Source organism: Kytococcus sp. HMSC28H12, from assembly GCF_001816045.1.
Taxonomy (GTDB): domain Bacteria; phylum Actinomycetota; class Actinomycetes; order Actinomycetales; family Dermatophilaceae; genus Kytococcus; species Kytococcus schroeteri.
In genome coordinates, this window is record NZ_KV824280.1 from 1 (window position 1) to 14,631 (window position 14,631).

Here is a 14,631-nt window from a genome sequence, read left to right on the forward strand (position 1 = left end):
GGGCCACGGGGGCGGGGGCGGCGCCGCGCCCGGTGCGCCGGGGCGACCTGCCCGCGGTGGCCGTGGCTGTGGCCGTGCTGGCCTTCGTCACCGCACCGGTGGCCACCTTGGTGGTGCGCTCGCTGCAGGTGCGCACCGCGGAGGGGACTGCCTGGTCGCTGCGCAACTACCGCGCTCTGTCCTCCCCGGAGGCGGCCGCCGACGCCGGCCTCCAGGTCACTGTGCTCCAGGCGCTGGAGAACTCCTGGCGCGCCGCGGTGGACGGCACGATGGTGGCGCTCGTGCTGGGGGTGCTCGTCGCCATCGCGCTCTCGCGGCCCACCCGCACGCCGGCCCGGGCGGCCACCGTCCGCGTGCTCGACCTGCTCTTCATGGTGCCGCTGGGGGTCTCCGCGGTGACGGTGGGCTTCGGCTTCCTCATCGCCCTGGACTCCCCGCCGGTGGACCTGCGCAGCTCACCGCTGCTCGTCCCGTTGGCGCAGGCGCTCGTGGCCGCCCCGCTGGTGGTGCGCACCCTGACCCCGGTGCTCCAGGGCATCGACGACCGGCAGCGGCAGGTGGCCGCCTCCCTGGGGGCCCCGCCGTGGCGGCAGTTCCTCACCGTGGACGCCCGCCTGGCCGCCCGCCCCGCTGCCGCTGCGGCTGGCTTCGCGCTCGCGGTGTGCCTGGGGGAGTTCGGCGCCACGAGCTTCCTGGCCCGACCGGACGCCCCGACCGTCCCCGTCGTCATCGCCGAGCTGGTGGGCCGTCCCGGCGGCTCCGGCTTCGGCCTCGCCCTGGCGGCCAGCGTGCTGCTGGCCGCCGTGACCGTGGCCGTCATGGCCGTGGTCGACCGCCTCGCCCCGTCCGCCGGAGGTTCCTGGTGACGTCATCCGATGCCGAGCCCACCCGCCCCGCCGAGACCGACCGCCCTGCCGAGACCGACCGCCCCGCTGGCCTGGAGGTGCGCGGCGCCACCGTGGACTTCCCCGCGCGCCGTGGCTCCGTCCGCGCCCTGGACGCCGTGGACCTCGACCTGCCCCGCGGCACCATGACCGCCGTCCTCGGCCCCTCCGGGTGCGGCAAGAGCACGCTGCTGCGTGTGGTGGCCGGCCTCGAGCAGGTCGCAGCCGGCACGGTGTGCTTCGGCGGACGGGAGGTCACCGGCGTGCCACCGCACCGCCGCAACTTCGTGCTCGTCTTCCAGGACGGCCAGTTGTTCGACCACCTCTCCGTGGCCGACAACGTGGGCTACGCCCTGCGCCTGCGCGGCGTCTCCCGCGCCGCCCGCCGGCAGCGCACGGCCGAGCTGCTGGAGCAGGTGGGCCTGCCCGGCACCCAGGACCGCGACCCGCGCACCCTCTCCGGCGGCCAGCGGCAGCGTGTGGCCCTGGCGCGGGGGCTGGCCGCGGACCCGGACGTGCTCCTGCTCGACGAGCCCCTCAGCGCCCTCGACCGCGACCTGCGCGTGGCCCTGGGGCAGGACCTGCGGCGCCTCGTGGCCGAGAGCTCGACCACCGCGCTGCTGGTGACCCACGACCACGACGAGGCCCGGCTGGCCGACGCCGTGGTGCTCATGGACGCCGGCCGGGTGCTGCGCCGCGGCTCCCCGGAGGAGGTCCTCGGCTGACTGCGGTGGCACTCGTGCCGCCGGCGGGCGACGATGGTGGGCATGACCCAGACCCCCACCGGTGACCTCGCCGCACGCCTGGCCGCCATCACCCACCGCTTCCGTGCCTCCGAGGAGGTGGAGGACCTCGCCGCGGAGATCTGCCGCGCGGCCCGCGAACTCGTGGGCGAGGGGTGCGAGGTGGCCGTGACGCTGCTGCGGGCCGGGGGCCGCATCGACACCGTGGCCGCGACGGTACCGGTCTGCTTCGAGGTGGACCGCTTCCAGGAGCAGTACGGCGAGGGGCCGTGCGTCTCGGCCGTCCGGGAGGCCCCGGTGACCCACCTGCCCGACACGGCCACCGACACCACCTGGCCCCGCTTCAGCCGCTGGGCCGCCGACCACGGCGTGGCCTCGATGATGGGCGTGCGCCTGCACACCTTCGAGGGGGCGGTCGACGAGGTCGGCGGCGCCGGCCTGGGGGCGCTGAACTTCTACGCCGACGCCCCGCACCGTTTCGACGACGACGCAGAGCACCGGGCTCGCCTGGTGGAGGCCCCCGCCTCGCTGGCGCTGAGCCACCGCCAGCACATCAGCCACCTGCACCGCGCCCTGGACAGCCGGGACCTCATCGGGCAGGCCAAGGGTGTGCTCATGGAGCGCACTGGGGCCGGCCCCGAGGGGGCCTTTGAGTTGCTGCGCCAGCGCTCCCGCACCACCAACGTGCGGCTGGCCGAGGTGGCCCGCGAGGTCGTCACCGGGGACACAGGGGACTGATGGATGCGCCGGAGGGCGGCCCGTCGGTGACGGACCGCCCTCCGGGTGTGTGGGGTGCGGGGGTCACTCGGTGGAGAGCCACCCCTGCTGCAGACCCACCACTGCCGCGATGAAGCCCACGAGCATGATGCCGAACACGACCCACTCGTAGCCCTTCATGGCCGGGCGCACGCGCCCCTCCTTCTGGGCCCACAGGTAGACCAGCAGGCCGGGCACGTAGAACAGCATGGTCATGAGCAGGTAGTTCAGGCCGCCGGCGTAGATCAGCCACAGCGAGTAGAGCGCGGCGATGGCGGCCATCACCACGTGCACCATCGAGGCGCCCCGGCCGTTGCGGTGGCGCCAGGCCAGGGCCGCGCCGTAGAGGGCCGAGAGCAGATAGGGCAGCAGGATCATCGAGCCGGCCATGAGGATGACCACCAGGTAGTTGGACCCGGCGAAGTGGGCGTAGATGATCGAGGCCTGCAGCGCGAGGGCGCTCACGAGCACCGACCACGTGGCGGTGCCGTGCTTGTTCTCCGTGGCCAGGCCGCGGGGCATGGCGCCGTCGCGGGCGGTGACGCTGAGGATCTCGGCGCACAGCAGCATCCAGGCCAGCAAGGCGCCGATGACGGAGACCAGCAGGCCCACGCTCACCAGGCCGGCACCCCAGGGGCCGACGGCCTCCTTGAGCACGCCTGCCATGGACGGGTCCTGCAGGCCGGCCAGCTCGGCCTGGCTGAGGATGCCGGCGCTGAGCATGTTGACCGCCACCAGCAGGGCGATGACGCCGAGGAAGCCCACCACGGTGGCCTTGGAGATGTCCTTGCGGTTGCGGGCGCGCTGGGAGTACACGGTGGCGCCCTCGATGCCGACGAACATCCACACGGTCACGATCATCATGCCGCGCACCTGGGTGAGAATGCTGTCGCCGGTGGTCTCGTGGCCCCAGAAGTCGGTGGAGAAGACGCCGTAGTCCCAGGCCACGGCCGTGAGCACCACGAAGGCCAGGATGGGCACGATCTTGGCGATGGTGATGACCAGGTTGAAGCCCGCGGCCTCCCGGACGCCGCGCAGCATGAGGGCCACGTAGAGCCACAGCAGCACGGTCTGCCCGGCCAAGGAGGCGAGCGTGTTGCCCTCGCCAAAGATGCTCGGCCACCAGAGGCCGAGCGTGGAGAAGACGAGGATGAAGTAGGAGAGGTTGCCCAGCAGGGCGCTGATCCAGTAGCCCCAGGCCGAGGAGAAGCCGAGGAAGCGACCGAAGCCGTCGCGGGCGTACCCGTAGACGCCGCCGTCGGGGTTCGGGGCCAGTCGGGCCAGGAGCGTGAAGGTCAGGGCGAGCATGAGCATGCCGACGCCGGTGATGCCCCACCCGATGAGGAGGGGGCCGGGGGCCGCGGCCTGTGCCATGTTCATGGGCAGGCCGAAGATGCCGCCGCCGACCATGGAGCCGACGACCAGCGCGGTGAGCTGCGGCAGGCCGAGGGTCGACTGCTTCTGGTCGCCGTCGGTGCCGCCGGAGCCGCTGGTGGGCTCGGTGTCAGGGGTGGTGAGGGGGGTTGCCATGCGCACATTCTGCACGGCTCGGGCCCGGTTCCCGGGGTGCCGAGCGTGACGCTCCCCGCATCAGCTGTGCGGCCGGTCACGCGCTCGTGGGGCGATTCGTTGACGTGGTGCCGAATGCGGGGGAGGGGAGAGGGTCTTGCACGACGGGCAAGTTTGCACGCAGTGCATCTTCCTTCCTACGCTGGTGCCATGTCACTGAGAGCGGCCCACAAGGAACGCACGGGCAGCCCTCGTGGCTGCCGCGGCCCGGGTCGTCGACTCCGACGGCATCGCCGCGCTGACGGCCGAGGCCGTGGCCGAGCAGGCCGGCGTCTCGCGCCGCACCCTCTTCAACTACTTCGGCAGCGTCGAGGAGTGCCTGCTGGCCCCGGTCGGCTCCGCGCTGGAGGCGGTCGTGGCCGAGTTCGACCGGGCGCCGGCCGGCACGCCGCCGCTCGACGTGCTCCGTGAGGCCCTGCCGCGCGTGTTCGACGAGGCGCGTTTCGAGCACTTCGCCCGCATCCGCGCCGTGGCCACCTCCAGCCCCACCCCCGAGCGGGCCGAGGCCACGTTGGTGGCCCGCTGCGTCGCCGATGCCGTGCACCTGCTGAGCGATCGCCTGCGCACCCCCGGCGGGTCGGTCGACCGGCTCTACCTCGGGGGGCTGGTCCGCAGCGGCCTCGGCGTCATCGAGACCGCGGCCGGGGTCTGGCTGGAGGAGACCTCCGGGCGGGCCGACGCGGACTCCCGCGCCCTCTTCCTCGAGCACGCCCGCCGTGCCCTGGACCACCTGCGTGCCGGGTACGGCAGCGCCCCCGCTTCCCCCGAACCCTCCCTCGACACGACCACCCTCCCCACGACCCCGGAAGGACGGGCCTGATGGCCGAACGTCTCTACTCCCTCGGCCACTGGGCCTCCCGCCACGTGTGGCCGGTCCTGCTGGCCTGGCTCCTCGTGCTCGGCGCCGTCGGCGGTGCCGCCGCGGCCTTCTCCAAGCCGCTGAGCACCGAGTTCACCATTCCCGGCACCGAGTTCCAGCGGGTCAATGACCAGCTGAAGTCCGAGCTGCCCGACGCCGCCGGCGGTGTGGGCACCGTCGTGTTCTCCACGCGGGACGGCTCGGAGTTCACCTCCGAGCAGCGCCGCGCCATCGCCGCCACCGTCAAGGACTTCGCCGACTCCGAGGGCGTGACCGGGGCGGAGAACCCCTTCGCCCTGCAGAAGCGCATCGACGGCAGCGGCGACGAGCTGGAGAAGGGCCGCAAGGAGCTGGCCTCCGGTCGCAAGGAGGTGGAGGCCGGGCGCGAGAAGCTCGAGAAGGCGAAGGCCGACCTCGCCGACGGCCGCAAGCAGCTGGAGAAGGGCCGCAAGGAGCTGGCCTCCGGCCGCAAGCAGCTCGAGGGCAAGCGCACCGAGCTGGAGCAGGCCGAGGAGCAGCTCGCCGCCCTGCGCGCCCAGGCCGGGCCGGACGACCCCCGCGTGCAGGGCATGACCGCCCAGCTCGAGCAGGGCCGCGCCCGCCTCGAGGCCGGCGAGAAGGAGCTCGAGGCCGGGCAGGCCGAGCTGGAGCGCAACGAGAAGAAGCTCCGCGCCGGCCAGCAGCAGGTGCGCCAGAACGAGAAGAAGCTCGACGACGCCGAGTCCGACCTCGCCGACGGCCGCACGCAGCTGGAGCAGGGCGAGGCCCAGCAGAAGATGTCCGAGGGCATGCGCTTCGTCGCCTCCTCCGGCACCACCGCGTACACCCAGATCCGCTTCACCGAGCAGCCCAACAGCCTGCCCATCGAGCAGCGCGAGGCCGTCATGGCCAAGGCCGACGGGCTGTCCGAGCACGGCATCACCACCACCTTCTCGGAGGAGATGAGCCAGGACGCGAGCTCCATCATGGGGCCCGGCGAGATCATCGGCCTGGCCGTGGCCGCCCTCGTGCTGCTGGTCATGCTCCGCGGCCTGCTCGCCGCCGGGCTGCCGCTGGTCAACGCCGTCATCGGCGTGGCCGTCGGGGTCGGGGCCGCCATGGCCCTCAGCTCGGTGGTGACGATGCAGAGCATCACCCCGGCGCTGGCCGTGATGCTCGGCCTGGCGGTCGGCATCGACTACACGCTGTTCATCCTGCACCGCCACCGCACCCAGATGGCCTCCGGCATGGACAAGCACGAGTCCCTCGGCCTGGCCACCGGCACCGCGGGCAACGCCGTGGGCGTGGCCGGCGCCACGGTCGTCATCGCCCTAGCGGCGCTCACCCTCACCGGCATCCCCTTCCTGTCCGTGATGGGCCTGGTGGCCGCCGGCACCGTGCTGGTGGCGGTGCTGCTGACCTGGACCCTGGGGCCGGCGCTCATGTCGCTCCTCGGTGACCGCGTGCTCGGCCGTCGTGGTCGCGCCGCCCGCCGCGCCGAGCTGGACGCCCGCGCCCACGCCGCCACCCCGGCCGAGAAGCGCGCCGCCGGTGGTGCGACCTCGGCCTGGAAGCACGTCACGCCCGAGGACGACCACCCCCGCTGGACCCGCTGGGTGACCCGTGCCCCGTGGCTCACCGTGGCCGCCGTGGTGGCCGTCCTGGGCACGATGGCGTGGCCGGTCACCGACATGCGCCTGGGCATGCCCGACGGCTCCACCGCCCCTGCGGCGTCGCAGGGCTACCAGACCTTCGACACCATCCGCGAGGAGTTCGGTCCCGGTGCCAACGGCGCCCTGGTGGCCATGGCCGAGGCGCCCGAGGGTCTGAGCAAGGCCGAGGTGGCCGAGCGCCAGACCTCCATCGGGATGGCCCTCAAGGACGTCGAGGGCGTGGACCACGTGGTGCCCATCGGCACCAGCGAGGACCGCTCGGTGATGGCCTTCCAGATCACGCCGACCACCGGCCCCGGCGACGCGGCCACCGTGGACACCGTCAACCGCCTGCGCGACGCCGCCACCGGCATCGAGCAGGAGGACCACGTGGAGCTGGGCTTCACCGGCCTCACCGTGGCCAACATCGACGTCTCCGACGCACTGGCCAGCAGCCTGCCGCTGTACCTGGCCGTGGTGGTGGGCCTCAGCCTGCTGCTGCTGGTGCTCGTCTTCCGCAGCCTGCTCGTGCCGCTGGTGGCCACCGCCGGCTTCCTGCTGAGCGTCGGGGCGGCCTTCGGTGCCGTCGTCGCGGTCTACCAGTGGGGCTGGCTGGGCCCGGTCTTCGCGGTCAACGAGGGCGGACCCATCCTGTCCTTCCTGCCCACCATCGTCATCGGTGTGCTCTTCGGGCTGGCCATGGATTACCAGATGTTCCTCGTCTCCGGCATGCGCGAGGCCTGGGCCCACGGGGCCAGCGCCCGCGAGGCGGTGCACAAGGGCTTCGGCGCCGGGGTCTCGGTGGTCACGGCCGCCGCGCTCATCATGGTGTCGGTGTTCGCCGGCTTCATCCACGCCGAGCTGGTGATGATCCGGCCGATGGGTCTGGGCCTGGCGCTGGGCGTGCTCGTGGACGCCTTCGTGGTGCGCATGACGCTCACCCCGGCCCTCATGCACCTCCTGGGCGAGAAGGCGTGGTGGATGCCGCGCTGGCTCGACCGGCTGCTGCCGGACCTCGACGTGGAGGGCACCAAGCTGCAGCGCAGCCACGGTGTGGACGCCGAGGGGCACACCACGGCGTGACCCGACGGTCGGGGGAAGGTGGCCCGCCGTAGGCTGCCCCCGATGACGACGCAGGCGGCGCAGGTGCAGGAGAAGGCCTTCTCGAGGGAGGTCTGGATCCTCATCGGCGCCGCCTTCGTCGTGGCCGTGGGCTTCGGCATCGTGGCCCCGGCCATCCCGCAGTTCGCCCGGAGCTTCGGGGTGGGCCCCACCGCCGCGGCCACCATCGTGTCCACCTTCGCCGCCTTCCGGCTGCTCTTCGCCCCGGTGGGAGGGCGCCTCTCGGAGCGGTTCGGCGAACGGCCCGTCTACCTCGTGGGCCTGCTCGTGGTGGCGCTCTCCACGGCCGCGGCCGGGCTGGCCTCGAGCTACGGCTGGTTGCTGGCCTTCCGGTCCGTCGGCGGCATCGGCTCCACGATGTTCACCGTCTCGGCGGTGGCGCTCCTCGTGCGGCTCTCCCCGCCCACCCACCGGGGGCGGGTCTCGGCCGCCTACGGCTCGGCCTTCCTGCTGGGCAACGTCTTCGGACCCGTGCTCGGGGGGCTGCTCGCGCCGCTGGGGCTGCGCGCGCCCTTCCTCATCTACGGCGGCTCGCTGCTGGTGGCCGCGGTCGTGGTGGGCCTGGGGATCCGCCCCGAGGCCATCCGATCGCCGGCCGGGGTCGGGGCCGTGCCGCCGCGCATGAGCGTCCGCGAGGCCTGGGGCGACCCGGTCTACCGTGCCTGCCTCACCAGCGGCTTCGCCAACGGGTGGTCCAACTTCGGCGTCCGTGTGGCGCTGGTGCCGCTGTTCGTGGTGGAGGTGCTCCACGCCGGTCCGCAGACCGCCGGGTTCGCGCTGGCCGCGTTCGCCGTGGGCAACGTGGCCGTGCTCAACCACGCCGGACGTCTGAGCGACCGCATCGGCCGCCGCCCGCTGGTGCTGGGCGGGTTGGTGCTCTGCGGCGTGTTCACGGCCTTCTCCGGCGTCATCACCAACGTGTGGGTGTACCTCGCGGTGATGGCGGTGGCGGGCGTCGGCGCCGGTCTGCTCAACCCCGCGCAGCAGGCCGCCGTGGCCGACGTGGTGGGCAACGAACGCTCCGCCGGCACGGTGCTCGCCGGCTTCCAGATGGCGCAGGACGTGGGCGCCATCCTCGGCCCGATCCTCGTCGGGCTGGTGGCCGAGCACTACGGCTACGGGGTGGCCTTCGCCCTCACCGGCGTGGTGATGGGGGTGGCGCTGCTGGTGTGGATCGGTCGCCGCGAGACCGCCCGCGCCGCCGTGCACTGACCCGGCCCACACCCCCTCGCCGCTCACAGGTTCCTGGGGGCAGATCCACAGCGCCACCACAGCGCCTCCGGGGGTGTTCTCCCAGAGTCGCCCCGTTGTCCACCCGTCACCGGCAACCGCTGCCGGTCCGGGGTCCTCCCGGGAGACGACAGGAGTGCGTCATGGCACCTCGCTTCAGCAAGCCCCTCACCCTGGCGGCCGTCGCCGTCGCCGGTGCGTCCGTCGCCCTCGCCGCCCCGGCCCTCGCCGACGGGCACACGGGCGGCAGCGGCCAGGCCTCCAGTTCCACTGCCAGCAGCGTGACCCCCGGCGACCAGGTCACGGCGGGGGACCAGGCGGCCCCCGGTCGGCAGGGCGACACCGACCGGGAGCGTCCCGACGACGTGCGCGGCCCGCAGGACGGCCCCGGCGGCCACCACGGCCACGGCCCGCAGGGCGGCCCGGAGCACGAGCACCGTGGCGGGCCCTCCCTCGACGCGGCCGCCGAGACCCTGGGCCTGACCACCGACCAGCTCCGCGAGAAGCTCGGGGACCAGACCCTGGGCGAGGTCGCGGACGCTGCCGGCGTGGACCGCGAGACGCTCGTGGACGCGATGCTCGCCGACGAGAAGGAGCGCCTCACCGAGATGCTCGACGAGCAGCTGCCCGAGCCGGGTGAGCGCGGCGACCACGGTGAGCAGGGCGATCGCGGCGACCACGGCGACCACGGCGAGCGCAGCGAGCAGGCCCCCTCCGCCGGGGACGGTGAGACCTCCGACGACGCGGCGACCACCGCGCCCGCCCCGGACGCCGCTGCCTCGGCCTCCTGAGGACCTCGCTCAGTGCGCCGCGGAGTCGCCCCCGGCCTCGGCCGTGGCCGCCTCCGCGGCGCTGCGCGGCAGGGCCAGTGCCAGCGAGGCCACGGCCAGCGCAGTGGTGGTGGGCACCACCATCGCGCCGCCCATGCCCCAGTGCAGGCTCGTCCACCCGATGAGGGCGGGGCCCGCCAGGAAGGTCAGGTAGCCCGCGCCGGCCACCACGGCCAGCATCCGTCCGCCGCCGAGGTGCCCGGCCATGCCGTAGATCAGGGGCGCCAGGACGGCCACGCCCGTGCCCACCAGCAGCCAGCCGAGCAGCACCACCCAGAACGCGTCCTGGGTGACACCCACCAGGTAGCCCACGGCCGCGATGCCGGCGCCCCCGGCCAGGGCGGTGCGGGCGCCGAGGCGCTCCACCAGCCAGTCACCGCACAGGCGCAGGGTCACCATCGCAGCCGAGAACACGGCCAGCCCCGCCGCGCCCCGGCCGGGGGAGACGCCGGTGACGTCGGTGACGTGGATGGTGGACCAGTCCCAGCCGGTCCCCTCGGTGATGCCGAAGAGCACCGCCATCGCGGCCAGCAGCCAGGTCACCGCCGGCAGCCGGGTGCGGTGGCCCTCCTCGGTGCGGTGGGAGACCACGGGGGTGTCCGGCGTGCCAGGTGCGGTGACGGCCAGGAGACCGCCGGCCAGCACGACGGCCGCCAGCGTGGCCGCCACCACCGTGCCACCCGGCCCGTCGGTGAGCAGCCCGGCGAGCAGCACCGCGCTGGCCCCCAGGAGCGACCCGACCGAGAAGAACGCGTGCAGGGTGCTGAGGATGCGCCGGCCCGACCGCTTCTCGGCGTGCACGGCCATGGCGTTCATGGAGACGTCCATGGCCCCGTTGCCCAGGCCCAGCAGCACCGCGGCCGCCAGCACCATCGGCCAGGAGGTCGCCGCCGCGAGCACGGCGAAGGCCACCAGCATCACCCCCGCGCCCACCACGGTGGGGCGGCGTGCGCCGATGCGGTCGGCGAGGCGCCCGGTCACCTGCATGGTCACCGCCGCTGAGCAGCCGAGCACCACGAGCAGCACGCTCACGTCGCCCTCGTGGATGCCGACGCGCTGCCGGACGCTGGCCAGCAGCCCGCCCCAGGTGCCGATGAGGAAGCCGTTGACCACGAAGATCGCGGCCGTGTGCGGGGCGGCGGTGAGGGCGGGGCGCAGCATGGGCCGCATCCTCCCAGACCCCACGTCGCCGTAGCCTTCCGTGCATGAACCGTTCCGTGCTGCGCACCGAGGTCTGGCTGGTGCTCGGCCTCTCCCTCGGGGCCTCGGCCGTCTGGTCGCTGCTGCGGCTGGTGGACCTGCTCACGCGGCCCGGCGGGCTGGCGGGCGCCACCACGCGCATGAACGTGCCGGCCGACCCGGGGCGCCCGTGGCTGTCGGTGGCCACGGAGCTGGTGGGAGTGGGCCTCGCCCTCGTGCCGGCCGCCCTGGTGCTGTTCCTCCTCGGCCGCGATGCCGTGACGGGCCGGGATGACGCTGCGGCGCCGGGCACGACGGGTGCCACGGGCCGGGGCGCCGCGGACTCCCGGGACGCGGACCGCCCCCTCCTGGCCGGGGCCCGCCGTCTCGGCCTCGACCTGCGCCGCCCCGGGCGAGACCTGCGCGACGCCACGCTGCTGGCCGCCCTCATCGGCATCCCCGGGCTGGGGCTCTACCTGGTGGCCACGGCGGCCGGGGTGAACACCACCGTGCAGGCGGCCTCCGAGGGGGCGCCGTGGTGGTCGCTGGGTCTCCTCGTGCTGGCGGCCGTGAAGAACGGCGTGCTCGAGGAGGTGGTGCTGGCCTACCTGCTCACCCGCGCCCGGCAGCTCGGCCGGGGGCCGGTGGCGGCGGTGGTGGCGGTGGCCCTGCTGCGCGGCTGCTACCACCTCTACCAGGGCATCGGCGGGGGAGTGGGCAACGTGGCCATGGGCCTGCTGCTGGGGGCCTGGTTCCTGCGCACGCGCCGCGTGGCGCCGTTGGTGGGGGCGCACGTGCTCATCGACCTCGTGGCCTTCGTCGGGTACGCGCTCGTGGCCCCGCAGGTCGACTGGCTCTGAGCGAGCCGCGGGTGAGGTCAGCCTCACCTCACGTAGGCTGCGCGCATGGCCCAGCCGACCTTCCGTGACTTCCGTGCCACCGTCGCCGCCGTGCGCCGGGTCTCACCGAGCTTCGTCCGCGTCACCCTGCGCGATCCGGACCTGCGCCGCTTCGGCGACACCTGTCTGGACCAGCGCATCAAGCTCGTGTTCCCCCTCGAGGCCGGCCCCGACGCACAGCCGGACGCCGATCCCTTCGCCAGCTTCCCCACCGGCGACACCTGGTACCTGGAGTGGCGCGAGATGCCCGAGGACCGCCGCAACACCTTCCGCACCTACACCCCCTCGGCCGTGCGCCGCTCCGAGGGCGAGGTGGACGTGGACGTGGCCGTGCACGGCGACACCGGCCCGGGGTCCCGCTGGGCGCTGGGCGTGCAGGTTGGGGACCCGGTCATGCTCTGGGGGCCCGATGCCGAGGTGCCCGGCCACGAGGCGGCCGGCGTGGACTGGACGCCCGGCACGGCCGAGCGCTTCCTGCTGGCCGGCGACGAGACGGCACTGCCCGCCATCGTGAACGTCCTGCGCGTCCTCGACCCGCTGGCCACCGGCCAGGCCTTCCTCGAGGTGCCCTCGGCCGACGACGTGCGTCCCGTCATCGCGCCGACGGGGGTGGACGTGGTCTGGCTCCCGCGCGATGCCGGGCAGGCACCGGGGGAGCGCCTCGTCGCCGAGCTGCCGGCGCGCCTGACGGTGGAGCCCGGGGCGTCAGGGGTCGCGGCGGATACCCACGCCTCCGACGCCCCGGACGTCACCGACGACGCCGAGGCCGTGCCGTGGGAGCTCGCCGAGGTGACCGGCGCCGGGCAGGCCTACGCCTGGCTGGCCGCCGAGTCCGGCACCGTGAAGGCCCTGCGCCGCCACCTCGTGCGAGAGCGCGGCTGGGACCGCCGGCAGGTCGCCTTCATGGGCTACTGGAAGCAGGGCGTCAGCCAGGTCTGACCGCTCAGAGGGCGGCCACCAGGTAGCCGTCGTGCTCGTCGTCCCACCACAGCTCGGCCACGTCCTCGGTGTCGGCGGCCTTGCAGAACTGCAGGAAGCTCGAGTACCCGAGGGCCTTCTCGGTGAACTCGCTCTCGTGGTGGCGCAGGCGGTCCTTGAGACCGGACAGCGGCACGCCGTCGCCCTCGGGGTCCTCCTCGTCGAGCACGCGGCGCAGCAGGTCGAAGGCCACCTCGCGGTCGGCCTCGCCGGGCAGCTCCACCACCGGGTCGCCTGAGGAGGGGCCGTCCGAGAGGGTGATGACGCCCCGGTCGTCGAGGTGCTTGAGCAGCTCGCCGAAGGCGCGGAAGCCGAAGTCGGCCTCGGAGAAGGTGGGGTCCTTGCGTAGCAGGGTGCGCTTCAGTGCCGATGCCGTGACGGCCCCGCTGGTGGTGCGTGCCAGGCCGGCCACCGTCTGGGCCACGAGCGGCGCGATGGCGCCCGTTCCCTGGTTGGCGGTGGCCACCTCCTCGCCGTCCGGGGTGGTCTTGGCGCCGCGGCCCCGGCCCGAGGACTTGCCGCCCTTGGGCTTCTCCTCGGCCTTCCCGGCCTCGGGGGTGGTGGGGGTGTCCGTGCTCTCCGGTGGGCCGGCATCGGCCTTGGCGGAGGCCTTGGTCTTGCCCTTGCCGCGGCCGCCGGAGGACTTCTTGGAGTCCTCGGCGGGCACGTGCGGGTCCACGCCGTCGAGGGTGTCGTAGAAGAGGAACTCGTCGCAGCTGGGCGGCAGCATCGCCGAGGTGGAGTTGCGCACGCCCACGCCGATGACGTTCTTGTTCAGCTCGCGCAGCTTGTGCACCAACGGGGTGAAGTCGGAGTCACCGGTGCAGATGGCGAAGGTGGTGATGTAGTCGCGCTCGAAGGCCATCTCGATGGCGTCGACCACCATCTTGATGTCGGCGGCGTTCTTGCGGCTGGCCCCCATGCGCTGGGGCATCTCGATGAGCTCCACGTGGCTGCGGGTCAGCATGCGGCGGTCCTCGTCGAAGTAGGACCAGTCCGCGTACGCCTTGCGCACCACCACGCGGCCGCGTTCGGCCAGGGCGTCGGCGATGGGCTTGAGCTCGAAGGCCATGCCCCCGAGGTGGTCGCGTGCCCCGAGCGCGAGGTTCTCGTAGTCGACGAACAGTGCGATGCGGTCTTCTTCCACCCGCCCGAGCCTACGCGACCCGGTCCCGGCCAGTACCGAAGCATGCACCCCCTTGCATATGCGCGGAATCGCATACTACGATCAGGGCATGGACCACGAGGACGTCGACCTCCGTACTCGCGCCGCCGCCATGTTCCGGGTGCTCTCCTCGCCCATCCGCCTGCAGCTCCTGGAGCTGCTGGCCGGTGGGGAGCGGACCGTCACCCAGCTCGTGGAGGCCACGGGTCACTCCCAGCCGCTGGTCTCCCAGCACCTGCGCGTGCTGCGCGACCAGTGCCTGGTGACCACCCGGCGACAGGGGCGGGAGTCGCACTACTCGGTCCTGGACGACCACGTGCTCCACGTGGTCGCCGACGCCCTGGCGCACGCCCGGGAGCACTGCCACGACGACCCCGGCCCCGGGGCCACCGAGAAGCACGACCAGGAGGACGCATGACCACCACCGCCCACCCCACCCACGAGACCCACGCCCACACCCACGGCCCCGACTGCGGCCACCAGGCCGTGGTGCACCTGAACCACGTGGACTACCTGCACGACGGCCACGCCCACCGTGAGCACGAGGGCCACTACGACGAGTGCGCCACCTGCACCTGCGGCTGCGAGGGCCCCTGCGCCACCTGCGCCAGCACGGAGTGCTCCTGCACCGAGTGCGTGCACGCCACCTGCGAGTGCTCCAACTGCTCCGACAGCTGCAGCACCTGCACCTGCGCGCAGTGCACCTGCTCCACCTGCCAGCACGGCTGAGCAGGCCTCCCGGCACGACGGAGGGGGCGGACCACCTGGTGGTCCGCCCCCTCCGTC

Annotated in this window: 14 protein-coding genes; 11 read left to right on the plus strand and 3 right to left on the minus strand. The window is 73.6% G+C overall.

The genetic code is table 11. The features are described from left to right. The 3 genes from HMPREF3099_RS01290 to HMPREF3099_RS01300 all read left to right on the plus strand — a co-directional run. Window positions 1–866: ABC transporter permease subunit (locus tag HMPREF3099_RS01290; protein WP_141761918.1), on the plus strand; the 866-nt coding region annotated here is incomplete at its 5' end. Then, window positions 863–1,609 carry an ABC transporter ATP-binding protein gene (locus HMPREF3099_RS01295; protein WP_083323383.1) on the plus strand — a complete coding sequence of 249 codons (747 nt, stop codon included), beginning with the start codon at window positions 863–865 and terminating at the stop codon, window positions 1,607–1,609. The genes HMPREF3099_RS01290 and HMPREF3099_RS01295, both read left to right, overlap by 4 nt. A gap of 42 nt (window positions 1,610–1,651) precedes the next feature. Continuing rightward, window positions 1,652–2,365 (plus strand): GAF and ANTAR domain-containing protein, encoded by a 714-nt coding sequence (locus tag HMPREF3099_RS01300; RefSeq protein WP_168168404.1) that lies wholly within the window; start codon window positions 1,652–1,654, stop codon window positions 2,363–2,365. 63 nt (window positions 2,366–2,428) lie between these two features. Here the strand turns inward: HMPREF3099_RS01300 and HMPREF3099_RS01305 are convergent, their stop codons facing one another. Beyond that, window positions 2,429–3,913, minus strand: a complete 1,485-nt coding sequence (locus HMPREF3099_RS01305; protein WP_083323384.1) for a basic amino acid/polyamine antiporter — start codon at window positions 3,911–3,913, stop codon at window positions 2,429–2,431. 232 nt (window positions 3,914–4,145) lie between these two features. On the opposite strand from HMPREF3099_RS01305, the gene HMPREF3099_RS01310 reads away from it, so the two are divergent. The 4 genes from HMPREF3099_RS01310 to HMPREF3099_RS01325 all read left to right on the plus strand — a co-directional run bounded on the left by HMPREF3099_RS01310 (window position 4,146) and on the right by HMPREF3099_RS01325 (window position 9,585). Continuing rightward, window positions 4,146–4,772, plus strand: coding sequence for a TetR/AcrR family transcriptional regulator (locus HMPREF3099_RS01310; RefSeq protein ID WP_070703402.1), 627 nt, complete (start codon window positions 4,146–4,148; stop codon window positions 4,770–4,772). Continuing rightward, a complete protein-coding gene (locus tag HMPREF3099_RS01315; protein ID WP_070703403.1) occupies window positions 4,772–7,525 on the plus strand; it encodes an MMPL family transporter in 2,754 nt (917 codons plus the stop codon). The genes HMPREF3099_RS01310 and HMPREF3099_RS01315 overlap by 1 nt, the downstream gene beginning before the upstream one ends. A gap of 42 nt (window positions 7,526–7,567) precedes the next feature. After that, entirely contained in the window at window positions 7,568–8,776 is a 1,209-nt protein-coding gene (locus HMPREF3099_RS01320; protein WP_070703404.1) for an MFS transporter, read from the plus strand. A 161-nt stretch (window positions 8,777–8,937) separates the two neighbouring features. After that, window positions 8,938–9,585, plus strand: coding sequence for a hypothetical protein (locus tag HMPREF3099_RS01325; RefSeq protein WP_070703405.1), 648 nt, complete (start codon window positions 8,938–8,940; stop codon window positions 9,583–9,585). A 9-nt stretch (window positions 9,586–9,594) separates the two neighbouring features. Here the strand turns inward: HMPREF3099_RS01325 and HMPREF3099_RS01330 are convergent, their stop codons facing one another. Continuing rightward, window positions 9,595–10,785, minus strand: a complete 1,191-nt coding sequence (locus HMPREF3099_RS01330; protein WP_070703406.1) for an MFS transporter — start codon at window positions 10,783–10,785, stop codon at window positions 9,595–9,597. A gap of 44 nt (window positions 10,786–10,829) precedes the next feature. Here HMPREF3099_RS01330 and HMPREF3099_RS01335 point away from each other — a divergent pair, with 44 nt between their 5' ends. Together HMPREF3099_RS01335 and HMPREF3099_RS01340 are read left to right on the plus strand one after the other, a co-directional pair. Next, entirely contained in the window at window positions 10,830–11,663 is an 834-nt protein-coding gene (locus HMPREF3099_RS01335) for a CPBP family intramembrane glutamic endopeptidase (protein WP_070703407.1), read from the plus strand. Between the two features lie 45 nt (window positions 11,664–11,708). Beyond that, window positions 11,709–12,641 carry a siderophore-interacting protein gene (locus tag HMPREF3099_RS01340; protein WP_070703408.1) on the plus strand — a complete coding sequence of 311 codons (933 nt, stop codon included), beginning with the start codon at window positions 11,709–11,711 and terminating at the stop codon, window positions 12,639–12,641. A 4-nt stretch (window positions 12,642–12,645) separates the two neighbouring features. Here the strand turns inward: HMPREF3099_RS01340 and HMPREF3099_RS01345 are convergent, their stop codons facing one another. After that, window positions 12,646–13,827, minus strand: coding sequence for an NYN domain-containing protein (locus HMPREF3099_RS01345; RefSeq protein WP_070703409.1), 1,182 nt, complete (start codon window positions 13,825–13,827; stop codon window positions 12,646–12,648). A gap of 88 nt (window positions 13,828–13,915) precedes the next feature. On the opposite strand from HMPREF3099_RS01345, the gene HMPREF3099_RS01350 reads away from it, so the two are divergent. Continuing rightward, the gene (locus tag HMPREF3099_RS01350) at window positions 13,916–14,263 is read left to right on the plus strand and encodes an ArsR/SmtB family transcription factor (RefSeq protein WP_070703410.1); all 348 of its coding nucleotides are present in this window, start codon (window positions 13,916–13,918) and stop codon (window positions 14,261–14,263) included. Continuing rightward, the gene (locus HMPREF3099_RS13325) at window positions 14,260–14,574 is read left to right on the plus strand and encodes a hypothetical protein (protein WP_070703411.1); all 315 of its coding nucleotides are present in this window, start codon (window positions 14,260–14,262) and stop codon (window positions 14,572–14,574) included. The genes HMPREF3099_RS01350 and HMPREF3099_RS13325 overlap by 4 nt, the downstream gene beginning before the upstream one ends. Window positions 14,575–14,631: the final 57 nt, after the last annotated feature.

Bases quoted from the DNA above. Each gene is read 5' to 3' on its own strand.
- HMPREF3099_RS01350 (WP_070703410.1), top strand. From the start codon at position 13,916: ATGGACCACGAGGACGTCGACCTCCGTACTCGCGCCGCCGCCATGTTC.
- HMPREF3099_RS01305 (WP_083323384.1), bottom strand. From the start codon at position 3,913: ATGGCAACCCCCCTCACCACCCCTGACACCGAGCCCACCAGCGGCTCC.
- HMPREF3099_RS01320 (WP_070703404.1), top strand. From the start codon at position 7,568: ATGACGACGCAGGCGGCGCAGGTGCAGGAGAAGGCCTTCTCGAGGGAG.
- HMPREF3099_RS01300 (WP_168168404.1), top strand. From the start codon at position 1,652: ATGACCCAGACCCCCACCGGTGACCTCGCCGCACGCCTGGCCGCCATC.
- HMPREF3099_RS01335 (WP_070703407.1), top strand. From the start codon at position 10,830: ATGAACCGTTCCGTGCTGCGCACCGAGGTCTGGCTGGTGCTCGGCCTC.
- HMPREF3099_RS01330 (WP_070703406.1), bottom strand. From the start codon at position 10,785: ATGCTGCGCCCCGCCCTCACCGCCGCCCCGCACACGGCCGCGATCTTC.
- HMPREF3099_RS01315 (WP_070703403.1), top strand. From the start codon at position 4,772: ATGGCCGAACGTCTCTACTCCCTCGGCCACTGGGCCTCCCGCCACGTG.
- HMPREF3099_RS01340 (WP_070703408.1), top strand. From the start codon at position 11,709: ATGGCCCAGCCGACCTTCCGTGACTTCCGTGCCACCGTCGCCGCCGTG.
- HMPREF3099_RS13325 (WP_070703411.1), top strand. From the start codon at position 14,260: ATGACCACCACCGCCCACCCCACCCACGAGACCCACGCCCACACCCAC.
- HMPREF3099_RS01325 (WP_070703405.1), top strand. From the start codon at position 8,938: ATGGCACCTCGCTTCAGCAAGCCCCTCACCCTGGCGGCCGTCGCCGTC.